Here is a 22,463-nt window from a genome sequence, read left to right as displayed (position 1 = left end):
CCTGCTCAGAGGTGTCAACGGTTGGCTTTAATTTTTTTCAAATACCATCATTCCCGAGCATATATTCTCTTGCAGCGGCAATCCCGGGAGGGTGTTTACATTTGAACCGTTATCGAGGCAGCTGCTCGACGGGCCTTTTCCCTGGCATCCTCTATGGAATTTCCTTTTGCCAATGCAACGCCCATTCGACGACGCCCTTTTAGTTCGGGCTTTCCGAACAGACGCAACTGGGTGTCTGGCTCCGAAAGCGCTACTTCAAGACCGGAATACGCAACTTCTTTCGATTCGCCTTCCGGGAGAACTACCGCTGAGGCAGATGGCCCATTCTGTCGAATAGTCGGGACCGGTAGCCCCAATACCGCCCTTGCATGGAGCGCAAATTCGGATAAGTCCTGCGAAACGAGAGTCACGAGCCCAGTGTCGTGGGGCCGTGGCGAAACTTCAGAGAACCAGACATTATCTCCCTTAACGAACAGTTCCACGCCATAAACGCCATAGCCACCAAGGTTTTCGACTACCGCCCGGGCCACCTGCGCAGAACGCTCGAAAGCAAGAGCAGCCATAGGTTGAGGCTGCCAGGACTCCCGGTAATCTCCATCTTCCTGCCTGTGGCCAATAGGCTCACAGAAAGATACACCCCCCCGGTGCCTAACGGTAAGCAGGGTAATCTCGTAATCGAAGTCAACGAACCCTTCAACAATCACTCTTCCTTTACCAGCTCTTCCTCCGGACTGAGCATATTCCCAAGCCGCCTCAATATCTTTTTCGCTGGTGACGGTACTCTGCCCCTTCCCCGAGGAACTCATAACGGGCTTTACTACGAGAGGCAGCCCTATTTCTTTCACAGCGTCGAGATAGTCTTCCCGTGTACCCGCGAACCTGTAGGGCGAAGTTGGCAGCCCCAACTCTTCAGCAGCAAGGCGACGAATCCCTTCACGGTTCATCGTAAGATTCACCGCTCTGGCGGTAGGGATAACTCGATACCCCTCGTCTTCCAGTCGAACGAGCTCGGGCGTTGCGATCGCCTCAATCTCAGGTACGATGAGGTCCGGCTTTTCCTGCTCAATGAGTTGCCGCAAACTGGGGCCATCGAGCATATCGACTACATGACTCCGATGCGCCACCTGCATGGCGGGCGCATCGGCATAGCGATCCACTGCAATCACCTCTACGCCATAGCGTTGCAACTCAATAACCACTTCTTTTCCGAGCTCACCGGATCCACAGAAGAGCACCTTGAAGGCATTACTTTTCAGGGGAGTACCAATTTTAACCGTGTCAGTCATGATCGGGCAGCACCTTTGTCAGCCGTGAATCAGGAATTTCTTTTCGCGCTCCGCAACTCTTCTGAGCACATCGCGCCGCTCTGCATTATCCATTCGGGTCCAACGGGTGATCTCATCGCCACTCCGATGGCAACCAGTACAGACATCATCCTCATTGAGTGCACAAATGCTCACGCAAGGTGAACGCACTTTGTCAGCCACACTCACTTCTTTGGTTCGCACGGCTTGAGTTCAGCGGTGTAACGACCCGCATTCTGTACATAATGCTGTGCGCTCATCTCCAACATTTTCTTTTGCCCGTCATTGAGTTCCCGCTTGATCTTGCCCGGCGAGCCCAAAACCATAGAGCCATCAGGAACCTCCATGCCTTCAGGAATGAGCGTGTTGGCGCCAATAAGGCAATGCTTGCCGATCTTTGCGCCATTCAGGACCACCGCGTTAATGCCGATCAGCGAATAGTCACCAATCTCACAACCATGCAACATTACCTTGTGGCCCACAGTCACTCCCGTTCCAAGAGTAAGAGGATGCCCCGGGTCGGTATGCAACACAGAACCATCCTGAATATTGCTGTCCGGGCCTATAGAGATCAGCTCATTGTCGCCACGGATAACCGCGTTGAACCAGACACTGGCATTTTCCATCAGGCGGACCCGGCCAATCACCGACGCATTGTCTGCAACAAAATGCCCTTCCCCCACCAGCTCAGGCCTTCGGTCATTCAATTCATAGTACATGTCAGCCTCCTTCAGGCGGTTCAAGCAGGTCAATTCCAGCACCGTACGCTGCGTTCAGGAAATCAACCAGAACCACTGCGGACAGCCCCCAAATCTGATAGCGCTCCCACCGGTAGCAGGGCACATAAAAGGTATGGTTGAGAAAATCCAAAGCGTCAGTCCGTTCACGTTTGTCTTCAAGTAAAAAAGACAGCGGTACCCTGAATACGCTTTCAATCTCATGGGGGTTGGGCGACAGTGGATAATCTCCAGGAACCACACCAACGTAAGGGGTAACCAGAATACCGTAACGGGACATCACCTGACTCAGAGGCGCAACAATTTGTACCTGATCGGGCGGCAGACCGACTTCTTCGTGGGTTTCCCGCAACGCAGTCTCAGCAAGGGACCGATCTCCGGGATCTCGTTTGCCACCGGGGTATGCCACCTGTCCACGATGAGTACTCAGGTTTTCCGACCTGAGCGTAAAGATCATTTCCGGGTTTCGATGATCATCGGTTATCGGAACCAGTATTCCCGCTTCGGGATAATCAAGGGCCAGCTGCCGGGGCGCATAGCCGGCCAAGCGCTCGGTGAGTAAATCACGCAAAGTTCATCTCCACTGTACATCCTTAGGTTGGATGAGACAGAGGCAGCCAGGATCGTTAAACTGGCTACCACACCAATTTCAGTATACGGGGAAAATCATGAAGTACTGCAGCACATGCGGCCATCAGGTTGAACAACGCATCCCCGAGGGCGATAACCGGCACCGCTATGTCTGTGTCAGCTGCAATACCATACATTACCAGAACCCGCGTATCGTCGCCGGCACAGTTCCTGTATGGGAAGACAGGATACTTCTGTGCAGGAGAGCGATCGAACCCCGCTACGGCTACTGGACACTACCTGCCGGGTTTATGGAGAACGCCGAAACTACCGTTGAGGCCGCTGAGCGGGAAACTCTTGAAGAAGCCCTGGCGGAAGTAATCATTGAGGGTCTCTATTCTATTATCGATGTCCCACACATAGATCAGGTTCACATGTTTTATCGGGCCACACTGAAAGACGGGCAATTTGGCGCCGGAGAAGAGTCTCTGGAATCCAGACTGTTCGGACTGGATGAGATTCCCTGGGATGAAATTTCCTTCCCAACCGTGAAACGCACTCTCGAACTATTCCTCACGGATTTCAAAAACGAATCTTTCGGTGTTCACGTGAGCGATATCCGCCACCCTATGGAAAAGAATCGGGAATAACGCTCTTCACTACAGATCCTCGATACGATAGACCTCATACGCCGGCTCCTCATAAGGGTGTGCTCGCTTGAGTGCTGCGAGAGCAGCCCTTATCAGTTCGTCCGCACAAACCAGCTCAACTTTGTACTCATCGACCGCTTCAACCTCACCGACCGTACCAAGAAATGGATCACTTCCATCCAAAGGGCGAAACTGCCCCTTTCCACGGCACTGCCAGGCGCAACTGTCATAATCACCAATGCGCCCGGCTCCGACCTCAAACAATGCCTGTTTAGTCTGCTCGACATGAGTTGCAGGAACGAAATAACACATCTTGTACATCGAAAACCCTCCCTTGGGCCGGATATTTTTTGTACAGATTAAGAGCTTAGGCACTTACCCACAGATTCTGTGGATAACTCTGGGGAAAGTTTTTGGGAACACGCCCCCAAACCCTATAATCACTGCACTTCCCTCAAATTGGCGACAAAATCACCTGATTGATTTATTGTATATTTTTCAGGTACTTATGATATCTGTGCAAAAGTTAAACCGATCCTCCTGTCTTTGTTCACAGAACAAACAACATGGCACCAGAAATGTGCATAAAAATACTGAGTCAAGGGAATTTTTGCTATTTCCTGAGGTTTTTTCCCTTGAAAAATGCTCAGAAACAGGGCGCCCAATAAAAAAGCCGGCTTTGGAATACGCCCTCGTGTCGAGAGTATCCAAAACCGGCTCTTTCCTGGCGCGGAAGTTTAACCGAACCAGCGTCTCGCGTTTCGGAACATCCGGATCCAGGAGCCGTCCTCCTGCCACTCATCTGGATACCAGGAGTGCTGCACAGCCCGGAACACACGTTCTGGATGCGGCATCATGATCGTTACCCTTCCGTCGCGACTGGTAACACCCGTGATTCCGGCTTCTGACCCGTTCGGATTATAAGGATAGCGGCTGGTCGCCTGGCCCCGGTTATCAACGTAGCGCAGAGCAACAAGCTCGTTCTCGGAGATTGCACTCGCCGAGGAACCACCGGCGAACTCAACCCTGCCTTCACCGTGCGCAACGGCAATCGGCATTCGGGAACCGGCCATGCCATCCATGAATGCGGACGGCGATGGCATCACCTCTACCATAACCAGGCGGGCTTCGAACTGCTCCGACTGGTTACGAACAAACCGTGGCCAACCTTCGCTACCGGGAATCAGTTCGTGCAAATTCGAAAGCATCTGACAACCGTTGCAAACACCCAGCGCCAAGGTGTCTTGGCGATTAAAGAATGCTGCAAACTGATCCCTGACACGATCACTAAACAGAATAGACTTAGCCCAACCCTCACCGGCACCCAATACATCGCCGTAAGAGAACCCACCACAGGCAACAAGGCTATTAAAGCCGTCCAGCGTAACCCGGCCCGAAAGCAGATCACTCATGTGCACGTCTACCGAATCGAATCCGGCGCGATCAAAGGCAGCTGCCATTTCGACCTGGCCATTTACGCCCTGCTCCCGCAAGACGGCAACTTTCGGACGTGCGCCTTTGTTCACGTAAGGAGCGGCCACATTCTCATTGAGATCGTAGGAGAGGGTCACGCTCAGGCCCGGATCCTCCGCATCAAGCAGATTATCAAATTCTTCACGAGCGCAATCGGCATTATCCCGGAGGGACTGGATACGGTAACTGGTTTCAGCCCAAAGCCTCTGAAGCTCCACACGAGACTCATCCACAACAGCGCTGCCCTCAAAAGTGAGGCGGAGGCTGTCACTATCATTCGGACTACCAATGACACTGATGTGATCACCAAGGCCTGCGGCCGAGAACTGCTGTAAAACAAAGCCAGTATCTTCCCGACGCACCTGAATGACGGCACCGAGTTCTTCGTTAAAGAGTTCCCGAGCAAACTGACTGCGATCTTCAGCCAATCCATCAAGCTTGATATCGATACCGCAGCGGCCGGCAAAGCACATTTCAGCCAGAGTGATGAACAGGCCTCCGTCTGAACGGTCATGGTACGCCAACAGTTTACTGTCAGAATTAAGCCCCTGAATGACAGCAAAGAATGCCTTAATGTCCTCGGGATCATCGAGATCTGGCGCCACAGCACCAACCTGACCGTATACCTGAGCCAGGGCAGAGCCACCGAGGCGGTTCTGGCCAGCGGCGAGATCCACCAGAATCAGGTCGGTCTCGCCAGCGTCCCGCACCAACTGTGGAGTCAAGGTTCTGGCAACATCAGTCACCGGCGCAAAGCCACTAACGATCAGTGAAAGCGGAGCGGTAACACTTTTCTGTTCACCGTTGTCCTCTTCCCACATGGTCTTCATAGACATGGAATCCTTGCCTACCGGGATAGTAATACCCAGCTCCGGGCACAGTTCCATCCCTACCGCGCGAACGGTTTCGTAAAGATTTTCATCTTCACCCGGGTGCCCGGCTGCTGCCATCCAGTTTGCGGATAACCGGATATCCGACAATTTATCAATTGGCGCGGCAGCGATGTTGGTAATAACTTCACCCACTGCCATGCGCCCGGACGCCGGGGCATCAATTGTTGCAACCGGAGTGCGCTCGCCCAGGGCCATTGCCTCACCGGCGCGGACATCGAAGGAGCTGGCTGTAACCGCCACATCGGCGACCGGAACCTGCCATGGCCCCACCATCTGATCCCGGGCAACCAGACCGGTAATGGTCCGGTCACCAATCGTAATCAAAAAGCTCTTGGAACCAACCGATGGCAAACGTAAAACACGGCGAATCGCATCGTCCAGGTCAATTTTCGTAGAGTCAAAAATAGGCTTGGTAAAGGAAGAACGACTGATACTCCGATGCATTCGCGGCGGTTTGCCGAACAGCACGTCCATCGGCAGGTCAACCGGCTTGTCATCAAAATAGGAATCAGCCAGCTCCAGGTGATGAGTCTCCGTCGCCTCGCCAATCACCGCATAAGGACAACGCTCCCGGCGGCAAAGGGCATCAAACCGCTCCAGATTTTCCGGAGCTACTGCCATCACATAGCGTTCCTGGGATTCATTGCACCAGATTTCCAGCGGTGACATACCCGGCTCATCACTCGGAATGTCTCGAAGTTCGAATTTGCCACCACGGCCACCGTCCTTCACCAGTTCCGGCATGGCATTGGACAGGCCACCGGCCCCCACGTCATGAATAAAGGCAATAGGATTCGTGTCACCCATCTGCCAGCAACGGTCGATCACTTCCTGGCACCGACGCTCCATCTCCGGGTTATCTCGCTGTACTGAGGCAAAATCGAGGTTTTCGTTGCTCGAGCCCGAGTCCATGGACGATGCAGCACCACCACCAAGACCGATCAGCATGGAAGGCCCGCCCAACACAATCAGTTTGGCGCCCACCGGGATATTGCCTTTCTCTACGTGATCTTCGCGAATATTGCCAAGACCACCGGCGATCATAATCGGCTTGTGGTAACCGCGGACTTCTTCACCTGCCGCACCCGGAACTTTCTCTTCAAAGGTACGGAAATAGCCGGCAAGATTGGGACGGCCAAACTCGTTGTTGAACGCTGCTCCGCCGATAGGGCCTTCAATCATAATGTCCAGGGCCGAAGCGATCCGCTCTGGTTTGCCGTAATTGATTTCCCATGCCTGTGGGTCGTCCGGCAAGTTCAGATTCGACACCGTGAACCCCGTCAGCCCGGCCTTGGGCTTGGATCCCCGACCGGTTGCACCCTCGTCACGGATTTCGCCCCCGGAGCCTGTTGCCGCACCGGCCGCAGGTGCAATCGCCGTCGGGTGGTTGTGTGTCTCCACCTTCATCAGGATGTGAATATCTTCTTCGTTGTAACCGTAGACTCCGGTTTCCGGATCCGGAAAGAAGCGGCCACCCCGACTGCCACGAATAACAGATGCGTTATCCTTGTAGGCTGAAAGCACCCCTTCACTGTTCATCTCGAATGTGTTGCGGATCATGGCAAACAGGGATTTCTCCTGGCCTTCACCGTCAATATCCCAGGATGCATTGAATATCTTGTGGCGGCAGTGCTCCGAGTTCGCCTGAGCAAACATCATGAGCTCCACGTCGGTTGGATCCCTCTCCAGGTCCGTGAAGGACTTCACCAGGTAATCGATCTCATCTTCAGCAAGCGCCAGACCCAGGCGCAAATTCGCATCCACCAGAGCATCGCGACCACCCGCAAGAACCGGAACCCTTCCGAGCAGGCGCGGCTCTTCATGACTGAACAGCAATTCCGCCCCACCCATTTCATGAAACACTTTCTGGGTCATGCGATCATGAAGCAGAGCTGCGATTTTCTCCCGCTGCTCCAGACCAAGCTTGCGGCCAGAGCGGATATAGTAGGCCGTGCCCCTCTCAATCCGTTGAATCTGACGAAGACCACAGTTGCGGGCGATGTCCGTTGCCTTGCTGGACCAGGGCGAGAGAGTCCCGGGCCGCGGCACAACCAGAAACAAGACACCATCCGGATCTTCCAGTGGTACCGTGGGGCCGTATGTCAGCAACCGGTCGAGGATAGCCTGCTCTGCGTCAGAGAGGTCCGCCTGCAGATCGACAAAGTGCATGAACTCTGCATATATGTGCTCGACTTCAGGTACGATATCCTGAATTCGGGAATGCAATTTACGTGAGCGGAATGGCGAGAGCGCGGGTGCGCCGCGAAGTTCAAGCATGATATCAACCTGTATCGCGCGAAACGGGGAAGTCTGGGTGCAATTTGAAAGGCCGACATGATACTCGAAAGCGGTGCCAGGATACAGCTCTTGAAGCGTTAATCCCGGGTTGTACAATTGACAATGTTTTGCCTGTTATTTAACCAGGTGCATTGACCAGACATCCGACACAAAGGATCATTGAGACTCTGGAACAGGGTTGCATCCTCAAGATATAACGGATTGCAGCGCCCAGCGACGCTAAAACCAGCAGATGTTCCAGTCGTGACGGAGATCAGGAATTTGCCCAGAGTATTTTCTGCATTAAAAGAAGCATCCGCTGGCAAGCTACTTTGCCTTGGCATCGCTTTTGTTTTGACTGGATGCTCTCAGCCCAGCACGCTGCAGGAAATCCGGGACGAAGGTGTGCTGCATGTTATCACCCGCACGGCCCCCTCTATTTACGTGGATAACGACGACACCCCCACCGGCTACGACTATGAACTGGCAAAGCTGTTTGCCGACTCGCTGGGCGTTAAACTCCGAATTCGCGTCGCAGATAACAATACCGAGATCCTGTCGGTCCTGAATCAAAACTATGCTCACCTCGGCATGCTGGGACTTTCTAGCCAGCCTGATACTTCAGACCAATACCATATCGTAGCCAATGGCATAACCGCACAATCGATCCTCGTTTATAATCGCAATGTGGAAAGCCCGGAGTCATTGAACGATCTGACCGGAAAAACCGTACACGTGGTCGCCGACAGCGACCACGTGAAACGCCTTGCTTCCGCTCGCAAGGATAACGATACGCTTCAATGGCAGGTCCATCCGGGGCTCGACGCTGCCGGCATCCTTGCCCGGGTTGAAAGCGGTGAATTTCCTTATGCAATCGTTTCCTCCAACGAGCTCGATCTGAACCACGTATTTTATCCGATGGTGAAAGAAGCTTTTAGCGTTGGAGAGCCAGGCAAACTGGCCTGGTTTTTCCCTTCAGCACAGGATGAGTCTCTGGCGGAAGCAGCCCGCCAGTTTCTGGAAACCCTGGAGAACAGCGGCACTCTGGCCCAGATTTCAGAGCGGTTCTATGGCCACCTGGATCAGCTCAATTACGTCGGTGCCCGCACCTTCATGCATCATGTCGAAAACCGCTTGCCCAAATACGAGCCTCTGTTTCGCGACTATGCCAGCAACTACAACATGGACTGGCGCCTACTCGCAGCTATCGGTTACCAGGAGTCCCATTGGCGCCCCAATGCGGTATCCCCAACCGGCGTGCGCGGCCTGATGATGCTGACCCGTAATACTGCCAGTCAAATTGGTATCAACAACCGACTCGATGCAGAAGAAAGCATTCAGGGCGGTGCCAAGTATTTCCAGATCGTGCACGAGAAAATCCCGGAACGAATTCCCGAGCCGGATCGCACCTGGTTTGCACTCGCCTCTTACAATGTCGGGTACGGACATCTTGAAGACGCCCGCCGACTGACCGAAGGTGCCGGAAAAGATCCCGACCGGTGGATGGATGTTAAGGAATTCTTACCATTACTGGCCCAAAAGGAATGGTATACCCAAACCCGCTTTGGCTACGCACGAGGGCATGAACCGGTGCTCTACGTTCAGAACATCCGGCGTTACTATGATGTTCTGGCCCGGCTCAACGAACCAGGCATCCCAGCGCCGGTGCAAGAAGCTCCTATCGTACAGATGGAGGAAAACCAGAATCCAGGGCTGGTGACAGATGATCTGCAGCCAGACGAATCACTCCGTGCAGGTCTGCCTGCCGAGCTCAGCACAATTCCACCAACCCTCTGACCTATCTGACGTGCACAGAGTTAACCTTCACAAGCTTCAAGGGCCCTTTCCACCTGCTGGGCAGAATATCCCCGACGATTAAGAAAACGGGCCTGACGAACCTTTTCGTCCCAGTCTTTACTGAGATCCACCAAACCAAACCGTTTATCCCGGATTCCGATCGCCTTCTGGCACCAATCTTCGTCGCTCATTTCCTCAACGCACTCTGGAACCTTGGATACCCCACGCTGCTGAAGCTCGCCCAGAATGCGGAGCGGTCCGTATCCGAGATCCATTCTCTGGCGAGCATAAACGTCTGCAAACCGTTCATCATCAAGCCAGCCCTCTGCTTCGTACTCATCGAGAACGGCGTCAATAATGTCACCCGACACCTTTCGCTGACGAAGTTTCAGGCTCAACTCAAGGCGGCTATGTTCCCTTCTGGCCAGCAATCTGAGCGCCGTTGCCCGGGCCCTGTGCTCCTGATCGTCCTGATTTTCCTGTTTTGCCATATAGACCCTTTCCGCATACGTACTCAAAACGCTAGACTAGCCGCGAATTCTTCCCGCTGGTCAGCCGATAACTCTGTCCAGTAAAACTACCCGGTCTCTTGAACCTGAGGCCGACGGCCGGTGGCGGCAAAAACTCTGCCCGATACCGTGAACTGGTTTCAACACCCAAGGATACTCTTATGGCTGCGTTCATTCAGAAACTGTTCAGATCCCGCAAAACACCCGAGGTAACTCAAAAACCCCAGAAAGCCGCTCTGGCCGAACCTGTTGAGCAGGAGGATACCCGGGCCAGCCTGAGAGAGGAACAACTCGGAACATTGGAGGGCTCGCCGTCACAGAGTGTCCTGGCCGAACTTGCCATCGCAGGCGTTACCGCGGAAATTCGACAGACCGCCGCCGGCAGGCTGACTGACGAAAGCACCTTGCTCGATGTACAGAAACTGGCCAAAAGCCGGGATAAAGGTGTTTATCAAACAGTCAAATCGGCGCTCCGCAAACGCCGTGAAGAACAGGCCCGACTGGACAGTATCAGTCAGACCATTGCGACCCTGATCCGTTCCGCTCAGGATCAGGCTAAAAGCGACGATACCAAGCTTTACGAGGCTCGACTCGAAACTCTGTTGCGACAATGGGCAGACGTTGAAGGTCACGCCACACCTGAGCAGACCCAGGCGTTCCTCGAATCAGTACACCGGTGCAAAGAGCGCCTCGCGGCCCTGCAGTCCGCTGCAGAAAATGAAAAGCGCGAACGTGAGCAACAACTGCAACGCCGAGAAACCCTGGATCTGCTGGCTCGCACACTGAGAGATCTCAAGGCACAACCCCCCGAGACAATGCCCTCACTCGCTTCTCTTGATGCGCTGCAGAAGACTCAGGAGAACCGCTGGCTGGAAGCGACGCGGGACACCTCGGTAGACAAACAGGAACAGAAATCCTACGAGACGGCGATGCTCGATTTGCGCAGCTATCTCAGTGCTGTGCGTCGAATTACCCAGAACCGGGATACCATCATCGAGCTCGGCACCCAGGCTGAAGGTGAAAACGACGTTCCGGTCGAACAGCTTGCGCAGGCCAAAGCCCTGCTGGCCGAGGTCAACTGGCCGGAAAGCTATCCCACTCCAGTCCTTCTGGAGCCACTGAGAAAGCTGATCGGCAGGCCCAAAACTACAACCGCGGCGCGAGGCGATGAGAATCGCCAAAAAGACCTGGTGGCTCGGCTTGAAGCCGATCTGAAACAGCTAGAGGAAGCTCTCGAGGCCAAACAACTTAAAGAGTCCAGGCAACTGTTCAAAACCGCCCAGCAGCATTTCCGCGACCTGGATCAACACCACGCCAAACCCTATCAGGCCCGGGTACAACTGCTGACCGGACAACTACGGGAGCTCTCAGACTGGCAGGGCTTCGCTACCGAACCCAAGCAGATCGCGCTTTGCGAACAAATGGAATACCTGGCAGACCAGCCAATGGACCCGGAAGCCAAGGCAGAACGGATCAAAGACCTGCAGAACGAGTGGCGGGAACTTGGCGGTTCTTCCGACCGCAGCCTCTGGTCTCGCTTCAAAGCCGCTTCCGACAAAGCCTATGAGCCATGCAAGGCCTATTTTTCGGCGAAGTCCGGCCTCAAGCAGGCCAACCTTGAGAAGCGATCCGCCATCTGTGAACAACTCCAAAGCTTCCTTGAGAATACCGACTGGTCATCAATCGACTGGAAGGCCGCCGAACGCATCCATCAGACTGCGCGTCAGGAGTGGAAGGAAGCCTGGCCAGTAGAATTCCGGGATAATCGTGCTGTTCAGAAACGCTTCGATGAGCTCCTCAAAAAGCTTGAGGCACCGCTGGATGAAGAGCGCAAAAAGAATGAAGGCTTCAAACAGGCAATCGTCGAAAAAGCCGAAGCCCTGATTGACCATGAATCACTTCAGGAAGCCATGAATCAGGCCAAGGCGCTACAAGGGGATTGGCGAGCCATCGGAATTACTCGTCATCGCGAAGACCGGAAACTCTGGCAGGCTTTCCGTAAAGCCTGTGACCAGATCTTTGCCCGCCGCGATGCTGAGCGCACAGAACAACAGCAGGCATCGCGAGCCGCCGACACGTTCGCACAAACGAGCCTTCAGAAGACTTCTGCAATATCTGCAGACAATGATGAACAGGACATATCGGCTGCGCTGTCGACGCTACAAACGATCGATTCATCTGCTTTGTCGAAGGGCGTGCGAGAGTCGGTTCAGCATGAAAAGCAAAGGCTGAACCAGATCCTGTCAAGCCTGGGGCTTCAGGCAAAATTAGCGTCGTGGCAGGCTCTCGTTACCACCGCAACGAGCGCCGAAATCGAAAATGACTCAGTGCCGCAACACTGGCCTGCTCTGGCGGAAACCTCGGCCCTCCGCGATCCATTGGAGCTGGTGATCCGGGCCGAAATACTGTGCGGTGTGCCGTCTCCCGAGACAGACCAGCAACGTCGCATGGAAATTCAGGTCCGGCGATTGGCAGATGGTATGGGTTCAACGGATAACAGCAACGATCTGATGCAGGATTTGGAAACGCTCGTCGCAAACTGGTGCCTTGGTGGGGTCGGTAAAGACGCAAACAGCGAACTCGCCGAACGCCTGAACAAGGCCCTTGCCAAACTGAATCCGGCCTGATGCCGGCAGCGGTTTACTCCCGCTGATGCTCCTTCACAAAATCCCTGGCTTCTTTCACAGCGGCCAGGGATTTTTGTTTCATGGCTTTGAGCTCTTCATCCGCCAGATAGAACATCATATCGATTGAGTGACGATAATACCGTGTGGGCAGGCGGTTGAGCGCCACGCACACAACGTCGGTGAGAAAGTCCGGTGTGTCGGATTCCACTCGCGTTGCTTCTACGGCATCCACCACCAGTCGCTCGTAGAAATTGTCGATCGCATCTCGCAGAGACATGGCTTGCGCCTCCTGAATTTGCCTGCAGTTTCTATCACCATAGAAGCCACGCCTCCGCTTGTCATGGTTGATGAGCAATTTCGCCAATGCGATTGGCAGCCCGCGTCATTACAACCCGCAGTCCCGACCGGCTATGGTTAAGGCATCGGTATATTCATCGTGAAAATAATACGAACAGAGGACAAGCAATGACCACCGAGGCCTATATCTTCGATGCAGTCCGCACCCCGAGGGGGCGTGGCAAAAAAGACGGATCCCTTCACAGCGTCAAACCCATCACTCTCTTAACCACGGTACTCCATGCACTGCAGGACAGAAACAGCCTGGATACGGCTCAGGTGGATGACATTGTGATGGGCTGCGTCACGCCGGTGGGCGATCAGGGTGCCGATATTGCCAAAACCGCAGCTCTGGCGGCCGACTGGGATGAAAAAGTAGCAGGCGTTACCCTGAACCGCTTCTGCGCATCCGGGCTTGAAGCAGTCAATCTGGCCGCCATGAAAATACGCTCAGGCTGGGAAGACATGGTAGTTGCCGGTGGTGTGGAGGCCATGTCCCGTGTACCAATGGGCTCCGATGGTGGGGCCTGGGCCACGGACCCCGGTACCAACCTGCACACCGGCTTCATGCCTCAGGGTATCGGAGCAGACCTGATTGCCACGCTTGAGGGCTTCAGTCGTGAAGACGTGGATGGTTTTGCCGTGAAATCCCAACAGAAAGCGGCCAATGCCTGGCAAAACGGCCACTTCCGCAAATCCATCATTCCGGTCACCGATCAGAACGGCGTGATTATTCTGGATCGTGATGAACATGTACGCGCTGATACTACTCTGGAAAGCCTTGCCGGACTGAAACCCTCCTTCCAGATGATGGGAGACATGGGCTTCGACGGTGTCGCCCGGGAAAAGTACCACTACGTCGAGAAGATCAACCACGTGCACCACGCCGGTAACTCCTCCGGCATTGTCGATGGTGCCACCGCCATGCTGATTGGCAGCAAAGCCAAGGGCAAAGCCATGGGATTGACACCGCGCGCGCGCGTCGTCGCTACAGCCGTTACCAGTACCGACCCGACCATCATGCTGACCGGCCCGGCACCGGCCGCACGCAAAGCGCTGGAGAAGGCAGGCATGAGCGCGAATCAGATCGACCTGTTCGAAGTAAACGAGGCCTTCGCCTCGGTCGTCATGCGCTTCCAGCGGGAACTCTCGATTCCTGACGAGAAAGTGAATGTGAACGGCGGCGCCATTGCCATGGGCCACCCGCTGGGGGCCACCGGAGCCATGATCCTTGGCACCCTGCTTGATGAACTGGAACGCCGCGAACTGCGCTACGGTCTGGCCACCCTCTGCGTGGGTGGCGGCATGGGTATTGCCACTATCATTGAGCGCGTCTGACCCCATCCACTTTCTCAGGAGAACCGATCATGAATGCTATCCAATATGAGCTCGGGGCAGACCAGATCCTGACCCTTACCATCGACATGCCCGGCCAGTCTGCCAACACAATGAATGCAGTCTTCCGGGAGGCTCTCTCGGATGCCATCGCGAAGGTCCAGAGCGACCTGGACAATATCCGGGGTGTCATCATTACGTCGGCCAAGAATACATTTTTTGCGGGCGGCGACCTGAAAGAGCTGCACAGGGTCACCCGGGAAGACGCCAAGACTTTTGAGGATATGGTCAACGGCCTCAAAGCCGACATGCGCTTTCTTGAGACCTGCGGTAAACCCGTCGTTGCTGCGATCAACGGCAGCGCACTCGGAGGAGGTCTCGAAATTGCCCTCGCCTGTCATCACCGGGTTGTCATGAACCAGGACAGCATCCAGCTGGGCCTTCCTGAGGTGACTCTCGGGTTGCTGCCCGGTGGCGGTGGCACCCAACGGCTTCCTCGAACGATTGGCCTTGAGGCAGCCTTTCTGTTCTTGATGGAAGGCAAAAAGGTGAACCCGAAGGCCGCTCTGAAAGCCGGCATTGTTGACGAACTGGCAGACTCTACAGAGGACATGATCAACAAGGCCCGGGCGTTCATTGACGCCAACCCGGAATACCGGCAACCCTGGGATCAGAGAGGATTCAAATTCCCCGGCGGAGCCCCGCACCATCCGGCGATGGCCCAGAAGCTGGCCATCGCCCCGGCCATGCTGAAGCAGAAAACCAAAGGCTGTTATCCGGCCCCGGAACGTATCCTCTCCGCCGCCGTAGAAGGCGCCCAGGTGGACTTCGACAACGGCAGTCTGATCGAAACCCGGTATTTTGCCGAACTGGTGATTGGGCAGATCGCCAAGAACATGACCGGCACCTTCTGGTTTCAGTTGAACGCAATCAAGGCTGGCGGCAGCCGTCCTGCCGGGGTTGAGAAAAACACCTTCCGCAAGGTGGGCGTGCTCGGTGCCGGCATGATGGGCGCAGGCATTGCCTATTCCACGGCCACCCGAGGTATCGAGGTTGTGCTGAAAGACGTCTCTGTGGAAAAGGCAGAAAAAGGCAAAAGCTACTCAGAAAAGCTTCTGGACAAGAAGGTCAGCCGTGGCCGGATGACCGAAGAACAGAAATCGGACATCCTCGGTCGAATCAAGGCCACGGCATCCGCGGACGATCTGGAAGACTGTGATCTGATTATCGAGGCTGTGTTCGAAGACAGCGGGCTGAAAGCTAGCGTCACTCAGGAGGCCGAACCCAAGCTCATCGAAAACGGGATTTTCGCCTCCAACACGTCCACTATTCCCATCACCCAGCTCGCCGGCGCTTCGGCAACGCCCGAGAACTTCATCGGCCTGCACTTCTTCTCTCCCGTGGACAAGATGCAACTGGTGGAAATCATTGTTGGCGAACAAACCTCCGACGAAACCCTGGCACGTTCGTTCGATTACGTGCAGCAGATCGGCAAAATCCCGGTGGTAGTGAATGACAGCCGCGGCTTTTTCACATCACGGGTCTTTGGAACCTTTGTTAACGAAGGCATTTGCATGCTGGGGGAAGGCATACACCCCGCCAGTATTGAAAACGCCGGCCTGCTCGCAGGCATGCCTGTCGGGCCTCTGGCCATTTCCGACGAAGTCAGCATGACCCTGATGCAACACATCCGTGACCAGAGCAAAAAGGATACCGAAGCCTCTGGCGGTTCCTGGAATGCCCACCCGGCCGAATCGGTGATCGATGCAATGGTTAACGAACATGGGCGCAAGGGCAAAGCCACCGGCGCCGGCTTCTATGATTACCCGGCCAACGGCAGGAAACGCCTGTGGCCGGAGCTGGAACACCTGTTCGTAGATGCAGACAATGCCAGAGCCGCCCGGCTGGAGGAACTGAAGGACCGGATCCTCTTCATCCAGGCCATCGAGACGGTCCGTTGCCTGGAGGAAGGTGTGCTGCGCACGGTGGCAGATGCCAATATCGGCAGCATCTTCGGCATTGGCTATGCGCCGTGGACAGGCGGCGCCATTCAGTTCATTAACCAGTATGGTGTGAGAGCTTTCACAGCGCGGGCAACCGAGCTCGCCAACGCCTATGGCGAGCGCTTTGCTCCACCCAAGTTGTTGCAGGAAAAGGCAGAGATGAACATCCCGTTTTCCTGATTCAACACCCCACTGGCAAACTCCCGGGAGGGACAACCTTTCCTCCCGGTGACGCTTCCCGCAGGTAACAGTGCCGCCCGCCCGAGCTCTATCCGGTTACCAACCTGGCGCCTTCATGGACAGATTGTCACGAACCGATACGCCCTGCCTATGGCATCGGGTGTAGTGCTTGCCTACAATAAATTTAATCGCTCACGGGTAGATCCACTCAGGTATCACTGGTTTCTCCCCCACACCGTCAGGTATGCATCTATGACCATCTCGGAAAGAATTATGGCTCGTCGTTCTCCGGCAGGATCTGGTCGGTTCGGGGTGTGCAAGGCAATAACCGTTGCACTACTGCTGTCGACACCACTGGGCTTGCAGGCCAAAGTTGATTCTCCAGCTGTCTACCAGCCGGTTGCACCGACGATAGACCAGGCTCGGGCCAATATCCTGATCGCCCGCCAGCTCCAGTTCACGCATTTCCGTGACCTGGGTATCAGCGATGAATTATCCGGAGACGTCTTCGACGCTTACCTGAACTACCTTGACGGTCAGCGCATATATCTGTCCCAGGAAGACATCGGCAAGTTCGACAAGATCCGGACCCAGCTGGGTTCAGCCCTGAAAACCGGCCAGCTACAGCCAGGTTTCGATATCTACAATCTCGTCCAGCAACGCATCATTGAACGCCTGCAGTTCGCCCTCGAAACCATCGACAAGGGCCTGGACACTCTGGATTTCTCGACAAACGAGAGCATTCTGGTTGACCGATCCGAGGTGGACTGGGAATCCGACGCCAATGCGCTGGATGCCCTCTGGCTCAAGCGCATCAAGAACGCGGTCCTGGCCCAGCGACTGAACGGTTCGGATGATGAAGCTATCGTTGAGGCTCTTCGCCGCCGTTATGAGGGTCAGCTCAAGCGTGCTTATCAGGCTCGCAGCGAAGACGCCTTCCAGGCCTACATGAACGCTTTCACTGGCATGTGGGACCCGCATACGTCCTACTTCTCGCCGCGCACCTCTGAAAACTTCAACATCAACATGAGCCTTTCCCTGGAAGGCATTGGTGCCGTCCTCCAGTCAGACAACGAATACACCAAGGTAGTTCGGCTGGTCCCCGGCGGCCCGGCCTCCAACCAGGGCCAGCTTCAACCCGCTGATCGGATTGTCTCTGTTGCCCAGGAAGACGAAAAACCTGTAAACGTCATTGGTTGGCGCCTTGACGAGGTTGTGGATCTGATTCGTGGACCGCGGAATTCAACGGTGACGCTCGAAGTCATCCCGGCCAATGCCTCCGATGAAACCATTACGGAAGCTATTGCCATCAAGCGGGATGAAGTGAAACTGGAAGAACAGAGTGCCAGCAAGGACATCATTCGTCTGGAGCGCAGTGGCAAGGAATACGCGATTGGTGTCATTACCATTCCAACCTTCTATGCCGATTTCCAGGCCATGCAGGCCGGTGATCCCAATTACAAGAGCACAACCAGGGACGTCCGCAAGCTCATCGAAGAACTGGAAGCCGAAGGTGTGGAAGGACTGGTTATAGACCTTCGTAATAATGGTGGTGGCGCACTGCACGAGGCCAACGACCTGGTTGGCCTGTTTATCGATAAAGGCCCCACCGTGCAAATCCGAAATGCGAGCAACGATGTGCAGGTACTGAACGATGGCGATCCTTCGGTAGCCTACGATGGTCCGCTGGTGGTCCTCACAAACCGCATGAGCGCTTCCGCATCCGAGATCTTCGCCGGCGCCATTCAGGACTACGGTCGTGGGCTTGTCGTGGGGTCACAGACCTTTGGCAAGGGCACTGTGCAGGCTGTACGTCCGCTGAATCATGGCCAGTTGAAGATTACCCAGTCAAAGTTTTACCGGGTGTCGGGCGGTTCCACCCAACACAAGGGCGTGATACCGGACATTGAGATTCCGTCCCGTATCGACAAAACCAGGATTGGCGAGGACGCTCTTGATCACGCCCTGCCCTGGGACCAGATCGAAGCGGTGCCCCATACCCGTTACTTCGACTTCAGCGGCATCATCGACGAGCTTCGCAGGCGTCATGAAGAACGCTTTTCAACTAACCCGGAGTTCAGCCTGCTGCAACAGGAGATCAACTTCCTGGCCGAACAGCGCGCGACAGACAGTGTCAGCCTCAACTTCGAAGAACGTCGCGCCCAGCACGAGCAAATTGAACGCACTCGCCTGGCGATCGCGAACGCCAGACGGGAGCTGAAAGGACAACCTTCGTTCGATTCTCTTGAGGACCTTGAAGACTGGCAGGACCAGCAGGCGGCAGATCTGAATTCCTCAGACGAAGAGCTGGATTTCGTCATCCGGGAAGGCGGCCATATTATGGCGGACATGCTGGACTTGGATAACCGCATGGCCTCCATCCTGAATCCGCAGCAGCTGGCGGCACAGGCGGCAACCGCGGCTACTAGTCGATAAACGGACGCCAGCGGGTCCAATGACCAGCAAAGACGCCAGCGGGCAGGATGGCCCGCAGAAAGCGAGAATACTTCAGGACATGCTTCTGGATGCGCTTCACGCCATGCGCTCACTGGAAGAGGTGGAGGGACTGGAGAAACCGGTCACTCAGGAACGAACGCCAGATGGATTCATCGACCGTCTGGCAAGCCTCACCGGATCGGCACTCAGGTTCGGGGTCAAAGCGACCGATACATCACTACGGGTTGGGCGGGCACTGATCAATTCTCAGGACCAGCTGCGCGCGATGCTTACTGCAGGCCAGTCTCTCAAAGACATCCGGGAAGTGGCCGGCCTGACCTTGTCAGAAATGAGCGAGGCTCTGAACCTTCGGGACAAATCGGTCCTGGAAGCCATCGAGAATGGTACCGCAACCCTGTCGTTCGAACTTATTCTCCGGCTGGCAGCTCTCATTGCCCGGAACGACCCCATTCCTTTCATCATGCGCACCACCCGCAATTACAATCCCGAAGTCTGGCAGATTCTGAACGACTGGGGTGTGGGTAGACTGCCCCTGCAGTTTGAGCGGGAGCGGGAATTCATCAACATCTTCCGCCGGCACGACGACGCGCGCACGCTCTCGGATGAAGGTTTCCAGAAAGTGCTGGAGTTCACCCGCCACAGTTTTGAGATGTCTCTGCACTTTATTGAGGAACAGGAACAGCAGGTGGCCGAACTACGGGGCGCCTACGAAGACAAAGATCCGGACGCAAACACCCCGCCAGTCAAACCAAAGGTCAGAAAAAAAGGGCCGGAGGGTACCCCACCGTCAACCAAATAGCGCCCGCATACCGGTAATATTCGGGTTATGCACCACACCTTTTTCGGTGACAATGGCGTCAATCAGACTGGCCGGCGTAACATCGAAGACCGGGTTGAATACGTTAACCCCTGCTGGCGCCAGCGGGATACCCCGGATCTCCCGAACTTCCATGCCGTCACGCTCCTCAATGGGCACATCTGCCCCTGACGCCATGGCCATATCCACGGTGCTTGAGGGCGCAACCACCATAAAACCCACGTTGTGGTGACGAGCCAGAACCGCAAGGCTGTATGTACCGATTTTGTTAACGACATCGCCATTGGCTGTGATTCGGTCCGCGCCGACAATCACCCAGCGCACGTCGTTGCGGGCCATAATTGAGGCGGCAGCACCATCGGCGTTCAGCGTGACGGGAATGCCATCCCGGGACAATTCCCAGGCCGTCAGGCGGCTGCCCTGAAGCCAGGGCCGAGTCTCATCGGCATAGACTTTTTTCAGGCGTTTGGTCTCATTCAGCCTGCGAACCACGCCCAGGGCTGTGCCATAGCCGCCGGTCGCAAGTGCACCTGTATTGCAGTGCGTCAGCACCGAGATCGGTTTCTCCGTTCCGATAAACTCCAGTGCGTGATCTGCCATGGCAAAATTGGCAGCAAGGTCTTCTTCGTGGATCGCTTCGGCCTCCCGGGCCAGTCGCTTCACGGCTTCATCCAGCGAGTGGCAGGCGTGAAACACCCGCTCCATGCGCTGCAGTGCCCAGAACAGATTCACCGCCGTAGGACGCGAAGCTGCCAGCTCGCGAATGGACTGCTTTATCTCTGCCTTCCAGTCGCCACCACCAGCGTGTCTCGATGCCAGAGCTACGCCGTAGGCGGCACTGATACCAATCGCCGGGGCACCCCGAACCACCATGTCCCGAATACTCTGAGCCACACCGGATGCTCCCTCGAGCGTAATCCAGTGCTCCTCTCCCGGCAGCAGGCGTTGATCCAGCAACTCGAGGCTGCTGCCATGCCAGCGCAATGCGACAGTGCCAATGCTGCGGTCAGAGGAAGATTTCGGGGTTGTTACCATAAAAGCTGCTCCGGTTTTCCATCGCTGAAAACTGCCAGTATAACGGTTATACTTCCGGCCTACATTTCCAAGGCGCGGCCGCTCCGCGTCAAGCGCTGTAAGGCAGGGTTAATGACCGCAGACACCATCACCGCAGCCGATATCCGCATCAACGCACGCTGGCTGATTCCAATCGAACCGGCAAATACGGTGCTCGAAAACCAGGCCATCATCATCCGGGGCAACCGTCTTGCCGCAATCATCCCGCAAACGGAGGCAGACCGGTCATTCCGAACCCGTGAAACCGTCGATCTGCTGCATCATGTGGTGATGCCGGGCCTGATCAATATGCATGGCCATGCAGCCATGGCGCTGTTTCGCGGCATGGCAGATGACCTCCCACTGATGACCTGGCTGAACGACCATATCTGGCCGGCTGAAGGTCGTTTTGTCAGTGAACAGTTCATTGCCGATGGTACCCAACTCGCCATGGCCGAAATGTTGCGTACGGGCACCACCACCTTTTCCGACATGTATTTCTTTCCAGAAATCGCCGCACAGATCGCCCACGATGCCGGCATGCGTGCCCAGATCTGCTTTCCCCTGCTCGATTTTCCCACGCCCTGGGGTTCAGGTCCGGACGAATACCTGAGCAAAGGCGCGGACTTCATTGATACCTGGAAAGCCGATGGATACATCATGCCTGCCATTGGCCCCCATGCGCCCTACACGGTTTCAGACGGCCCCATGGTCGAAGCCGCCCGGCTTTCAGAGTCATCGGGCGCGCCGATCCAGATTCACCTTCATGAAACCGCGTTCGAGGTTGCCGAGGCCAGCGAAAAGCTGGGCAAGCGGCCTACCACCCGGCTGGCGGACCTTGGCGTACTCCGTCCTGAAACTCAATGCGTGCATATGACGCAGATCGATGACGGGGACATAGGCCTTCTGAAGCAGTCCGGAGCCCAGGTTATCCACTGTCCGGAGTCGAATCTGAAACTGGCCAGTGGCTTTTGTCCAACCCAGAAACTTCTCGATCACGGAATAAATGTCGCCATTGGCACCGATGGTGCGGCCAGCAACAACGATCTGGATCTGTTCGGGGAACTGCGCACAGCCGCCATGATTGCCAAGGTGGTCGCCGCAGACGCCTCTGCGTTATCGGCACACAAAGCACTGGAGATGGCGACGATCAATGGTGCCCGGGCCCTGGGACGAGCGCATGAATTGGGTTCGCTGGTCGAGGGCAAGCTGGCGGACATTATTGCTATTGACCTGAGTGACCCTTTTTTACAACCGGTCTATGATCCCGCATCCCATCTGGTCTACAGCAATCACGGCCGCTCAGTAAGCCATAGCTGGATTAATGGCGTACCTCAACTACAGGACGGCCGCCTGACCCGCATTGATGTTGCCGACCTCATGCTTCGGGTTGAGGACTGGGCCGGGCGCATCCGGACACAGGCTGAATAACCGATTTTCTATTG

The 22,463-nt window shown here is 55.5% G+C and carries 17 protein-coding genes; 8 read left to right on the top strand and 9 right to left on the bottom strand.

The genetic code is table 11. The features are described 5' to 3' along the window. Nucleotides 1-95: 95 nt before the first annotated feature. The 4 genes from purT to KO499_RS14920 are packed head-to-tail and all read right to left on the bottom strand — an operon-like array spanning nucleotide 96 to nucleotide 2,612. Nucleotides 96-1,286 carry a formate-dependent phosphoribosylglycinamide formyltransferase gene (gene purT / locus KO499_RS14935; RefSeq protein WP_215984566.1) on the bottom strand — a complete coding sequence of 397 codons (1,191 nt, stop codon included), beginning with the start codon at nucleotides 1,284-1,286 and terminating at the stop codon, nucleotides 96-98. Nucleotides 1,287-1,304: 18 nt separating this feature from the next. After that, nucleotides 1,305-1,493, bottom strand: coding sequence for a DUF1289 domain-containing protein (locus tag KO499_RS14930; protein WP_215984570.1), 189 nt, complete (start codon nucleotides 1,491-1,493; stop codon nucleotides 1,305-1,307). Further along, nucleotides 1,490-2,023 carry a gamma carbonic anhydrase family protein gene (locus KO499_RS14925; protein ID WP_215984565.1) on the bottom strand — a complete coding sequence of 178 codons (534 nt, stop codon included), beginning with the start codon at nucleotides 2,021-2,023 and terminating at the stop codon, nucleotides 1,490-1,492. The genes KO499_RS14930 and KO499_RS14925 overlap by 4 nt, the downstream gene beginning before the upstream one ends. A gap of 1 nt (nucleotide 2,024) precedes the next feature. Further along, entirely contained in the window at nucleotides 2,025-2,612 is a 588-nt protein-coding gene (locus KO499_RS14920) for an NUDIX hydrolase (RefSeq protein WP_215984564.1), read from the bottom strand. Nucleotides 2,613-2,709: 97 nt separating this feature from the next. Between KO499_RS14920 and KO499_RS14915 the strand changes: the two genes are divergently transcribed. Then, nucleotides 2,710-3,261: an NUDIX hydrolase gene (locus KO499_RS14915; RefSeq protein ID WP_215984563.1), complete on the top strand. Its 552-nt coding sequence runs from the start codon at nucleotides 2,710-2,712 to the stop codon at nucleotides 3,259-3,261. A 9-nt stretch (nucleotides 3,262-3,270) separates the two neighbouring features. On the opposite strand, the gene KO499_RS14910 is transcribed toward KO499_RS14915, so the two are convergent. Beyond that, nucleotides 3,271-3,582, bottom strand: a complete 312-nt coding sequence (locus KO499_RS14910) for an NGG1p interacting factor NIF3 (protein WP_215984562.1) — start codon at nucleotides 3,580-3,582, stop codon at nucleotides 3,271-3,273. A 416-nt stretch (nucleotides 3,583-3,998) separates the two neighbouring features. Next, nucleotides 3,999-7,904, bottom strand: coding sequence for a phosphoribosylformylglycinamidine synthase (gene purL / locus KO499_RS14905; RefSeq protein WP_215984561.1), 3,906 nt, complete (start codon nucleotides 7,902-7,904; stop codon nucleotides 3,999-4,001). A 282-nt stretch (nucleotides 7,905-8,186) separates the two neighbouring features. On the opposite strand from purL, the gene mltF reads away from it, so the two are divergent. After that, a complete protein-coding gene (gene mltF, locus KO499_RS14900; protein WP_228340001.1) occupies nucleotides 8,187-9,701 on the top strand; it encodes a membrane-bound lytic murein transglycosylase MltF in 1,515 nt (504 codons plus the stop codon). Between the two features lie 20 nt (nucleotides 9,702-9,721). Here mltF and KO499_RS14895 read toward each other — a convergent pair whose 3' ends face one another. Further along, nucleotides 9,722-10,192: a regulatory protein RecX gene (locus KO499_RS14895; RefSeq protein WP_215984560.1), complete on the bottom strand. Its 471-nt coding sequence runs from the start codon at nucleotides 10,190-10,192 to the stop codon at nucleotides 9,722-9,724. A gap of 179 nt (nucleotides 10,193-10,371) precedes the next feature. Between KO499_RS14895 and KO499_RS14890 the strand changes: the two genes are divergently transcribed. Beyond that, complete coding sequence (locus KO499_RS14890) at nucleotides 10,372-12,837, top strand: DUF349 domain-containing protein (RefSeq protein WP_215984559.1); 2,466 nt, start codon at nucleotides 10,372-10,374, stop codon at nucleotides 12,835-12,837. A 13-nt stretch (nucleotides 12,838-12,850) separates the two neighbouring features. Here the strand turns inward: KO499_RS14890 and KO499_RS14885 are convergent, their stop codons facing one another. Then, entirely contained in the window at nucleotides 12,851-13,114 is a 264-nt protein-coding gene (locus tag KO499_RS14885; RefSeq protein WP_215984558.1) for a late competence development ComFB family protein, read from the bottom strand. A gap of 188 nt (nucleotides 13,115-13,302) precedes the next feature. Here KO499_RS14885 and KO499_RS14880 point away from each other — a divergent pair, with 188 nt between their 5' ends. From KO499_RS14880 to KO499_RS14865, 4 genes are all read left to right on the top strand, one after another. Then, nucleotides 13,303-14,511: an acetyl-CoA C-acetyltransferase gene (locus KO499_RS14880; RefSeq protein ID WP_215984557.1), complete on the top strand. Its 1,209-nt coding sequence runs from the start codon at nucleotides 13,303-13,305 to the stop codon at nucleotides 14,509-14,511. A gap of 29 nt (nucleotides 14,512-14,540) precedes the next feature. Continuing rightward, entirely contained in the window at nucleotides 14,541-16,691 is a 2,151-nt protein-coding gene (locus tag KO499_RS14875; RefSeq protein WP_215984556.1) for a 3-hydroxyacyl-CoA dehydrogenase NAD-binding domain-containing protein, read from the top strand. Nucleotides 16,692-16,943: 252 nt separating this feature from the next. Then, nucleotides 16,944-19,127, top strand: coding sequence for a carboxy terminal-processing peptidase (locus tag KO499_RS14870; protein ID WP_215984555.1), 2,184 nt, complete (start codon nucleotides 16,944-16,946; stop codon nucleotides 19,125-19,127). 19 nt (nucleotides 19,128-19,146) lie between these two features. Further along, complete coding sequence (locus KO499_RS14865) at nucleotides 19,147-19,947, top strand: helix-turn-helix domain-containing protein (protein ID WP_215984554.1); 801 nt, start codon at nucleotides 19,147-19,149, stop codon at nucleotides 19,945-19,947. Here KO499_RS14865 and mtnA read toward each other — a convergent pair. Further along, nucleotides 19,936-21,000: an S-methyl-5-thioribose-1-phosphate isomerase gene (gene mtnA, locus KO499_RS14860; protein ID WP_215984553.1), complete on the bottom strand. Its 1,065-nt coding sequence runs from the start codon at nucleotides 20,998-21,000 to the stop codon at nucleotides 19,936-19,938. The two genes, KO499_RS14865 and mtnA, sit on opposite strands and share 12 nt — an antisense overlap. 111 nt (nucleotides 21,001-21,111) lie before the next feature. Between mtnA and KO499_RS14855 the strand changes: the two genes are divergently transcribed. Next, the gene (locus KO499_RS14855) at nucleotides 21,112-22,449 is read left to right on the top strand and encodes a TRZ/ATZ family hydrolase (protein ID WP_215984552.1); all 1,338 of its coding nucleotides are present in this window, start codon (nucleotides 21,112-21,114) and stop codon (nucleotides 22,447-22,449) included. Nucleotides 22,450-22,463 lie beyond the last annotated feature (14 nt).

Origin of the sequence: Marinobacter sp. F3R08 (assembly GCF_018860425.1) — a bacterium.
Lineage (GTDB): Bacteria > Pseudomonadota > Gammaproteobacteria > Pseudomonadales > Oleiphilaceae > Marinobacter.
Note: the sequence above shows the minus strand (reverse complement) of the source record. Positions and strands in the feature narration are given on the sequence as shown.

What these genes read in the sequence shown, in the direction of transcription:
- purT (WP_215984566.1), bottom strand. Translation starts at nt 1,286, where the DNA reads ATGACTGACACGGTTAAAATTGGTACTCCCCTGAAAAGTAATGCCTTC.
- KO499_RS14925 (WP_215984565.1), bottom strand. Translation starts at nt 2,023, where the DNA reads ATGTACTATGAATTGAATGACCGAAGGCCTGAGCTGGTGGGGGAAGGG.
- KO499_RS14915 (WP_215984563.1), top strand. Translation starts at nt 2,710, where the DNA reads ATGAAGTACTGCAGCACATGCGGCCATCAGGTTGAACAACGCATCCCC.
- KO499_RS14910 (WP_215984562.1), bottom strand. Translation starts at nt 3,582, where the DNA reads ATGTACAAGATGTGTTATTTCGTTCCTGCAACTCATGTCGAGCAGACT.
- purL (WP_215984561.1), bottom strand. Translation starts at nt 7,904, where the DNA reads ATGCTTGAACTTCGCGGCGCACCCGCGCTCTCGCCATTCCGCTCACGT.
- KO499_RS14895 (WP_215984560.1), bottom strand. Translation starts at nt 10,192, where the DNA reads ATGGCAAAACAGGAAAATCAGGACGATCAGGAGCACAGGGCCCGGGCA.
- KO499_RS14890 (WP_215984559.1), top strand. Translation starts at nt 10,372, where the DNA reads ATGGCTGCGTTCATTCAGAAACTGTTCAGATCCCGCAAAACACCCGAG.
- KO499_RS14885 (WP_215984558.1), bottom strand. Translation starts at nt 13,114, where the DNA reads ATGTCTCTGCGAGATGCGATCGACAATTTCTACGAGCGACTGGTGGTG.
- KO499_RS14880 (WP_215984557.1), top strand. Translation starts at nt 13,303, where the DNA reads ATGACCACCGAGGCCTATATCTTCGATGCAGTCCGCACCCCGAGGGGG.
- KO499_RS14875 (WP_215984556.1), top strand. Translation starts at nt 14,541, where the DNA reads ATGAATGCTATCCAATATGAGCTCGGGGCAGACCAGATCCTGACCCTT.
- KO499_RS14870 (WP_215984555.1), top strand. Translation starts at nt 16,944, where the DNA reads ATGACCATCTCGGAAAGAATTATGGCTCGTCGTTCTCCGGCAGGATCT.
- KO499_RS14865 (WP_215984554.1), top strand. Translation starts at nt 19,147, where the DNA reads ATGACCAGCAAAGACGCCAGCGGGCAGGATGGCCCGCAGAAAGCGAGA.
- mtnA (WP_215984553.1), bottom strand. Translation starts at nt 21,000, where the DNA reads ATGGTAACAACCCCGAAATCTTCCTCTGACCGCAGCATTGGCACTGTC.
- KO499_RS14855 (WP_215984552.1), top strand. Translation starts at nt 21,112, where the DNA reads ATGACCGCAGACACCATCACCGCAGCCGATATCCGCATCAACGCACGC.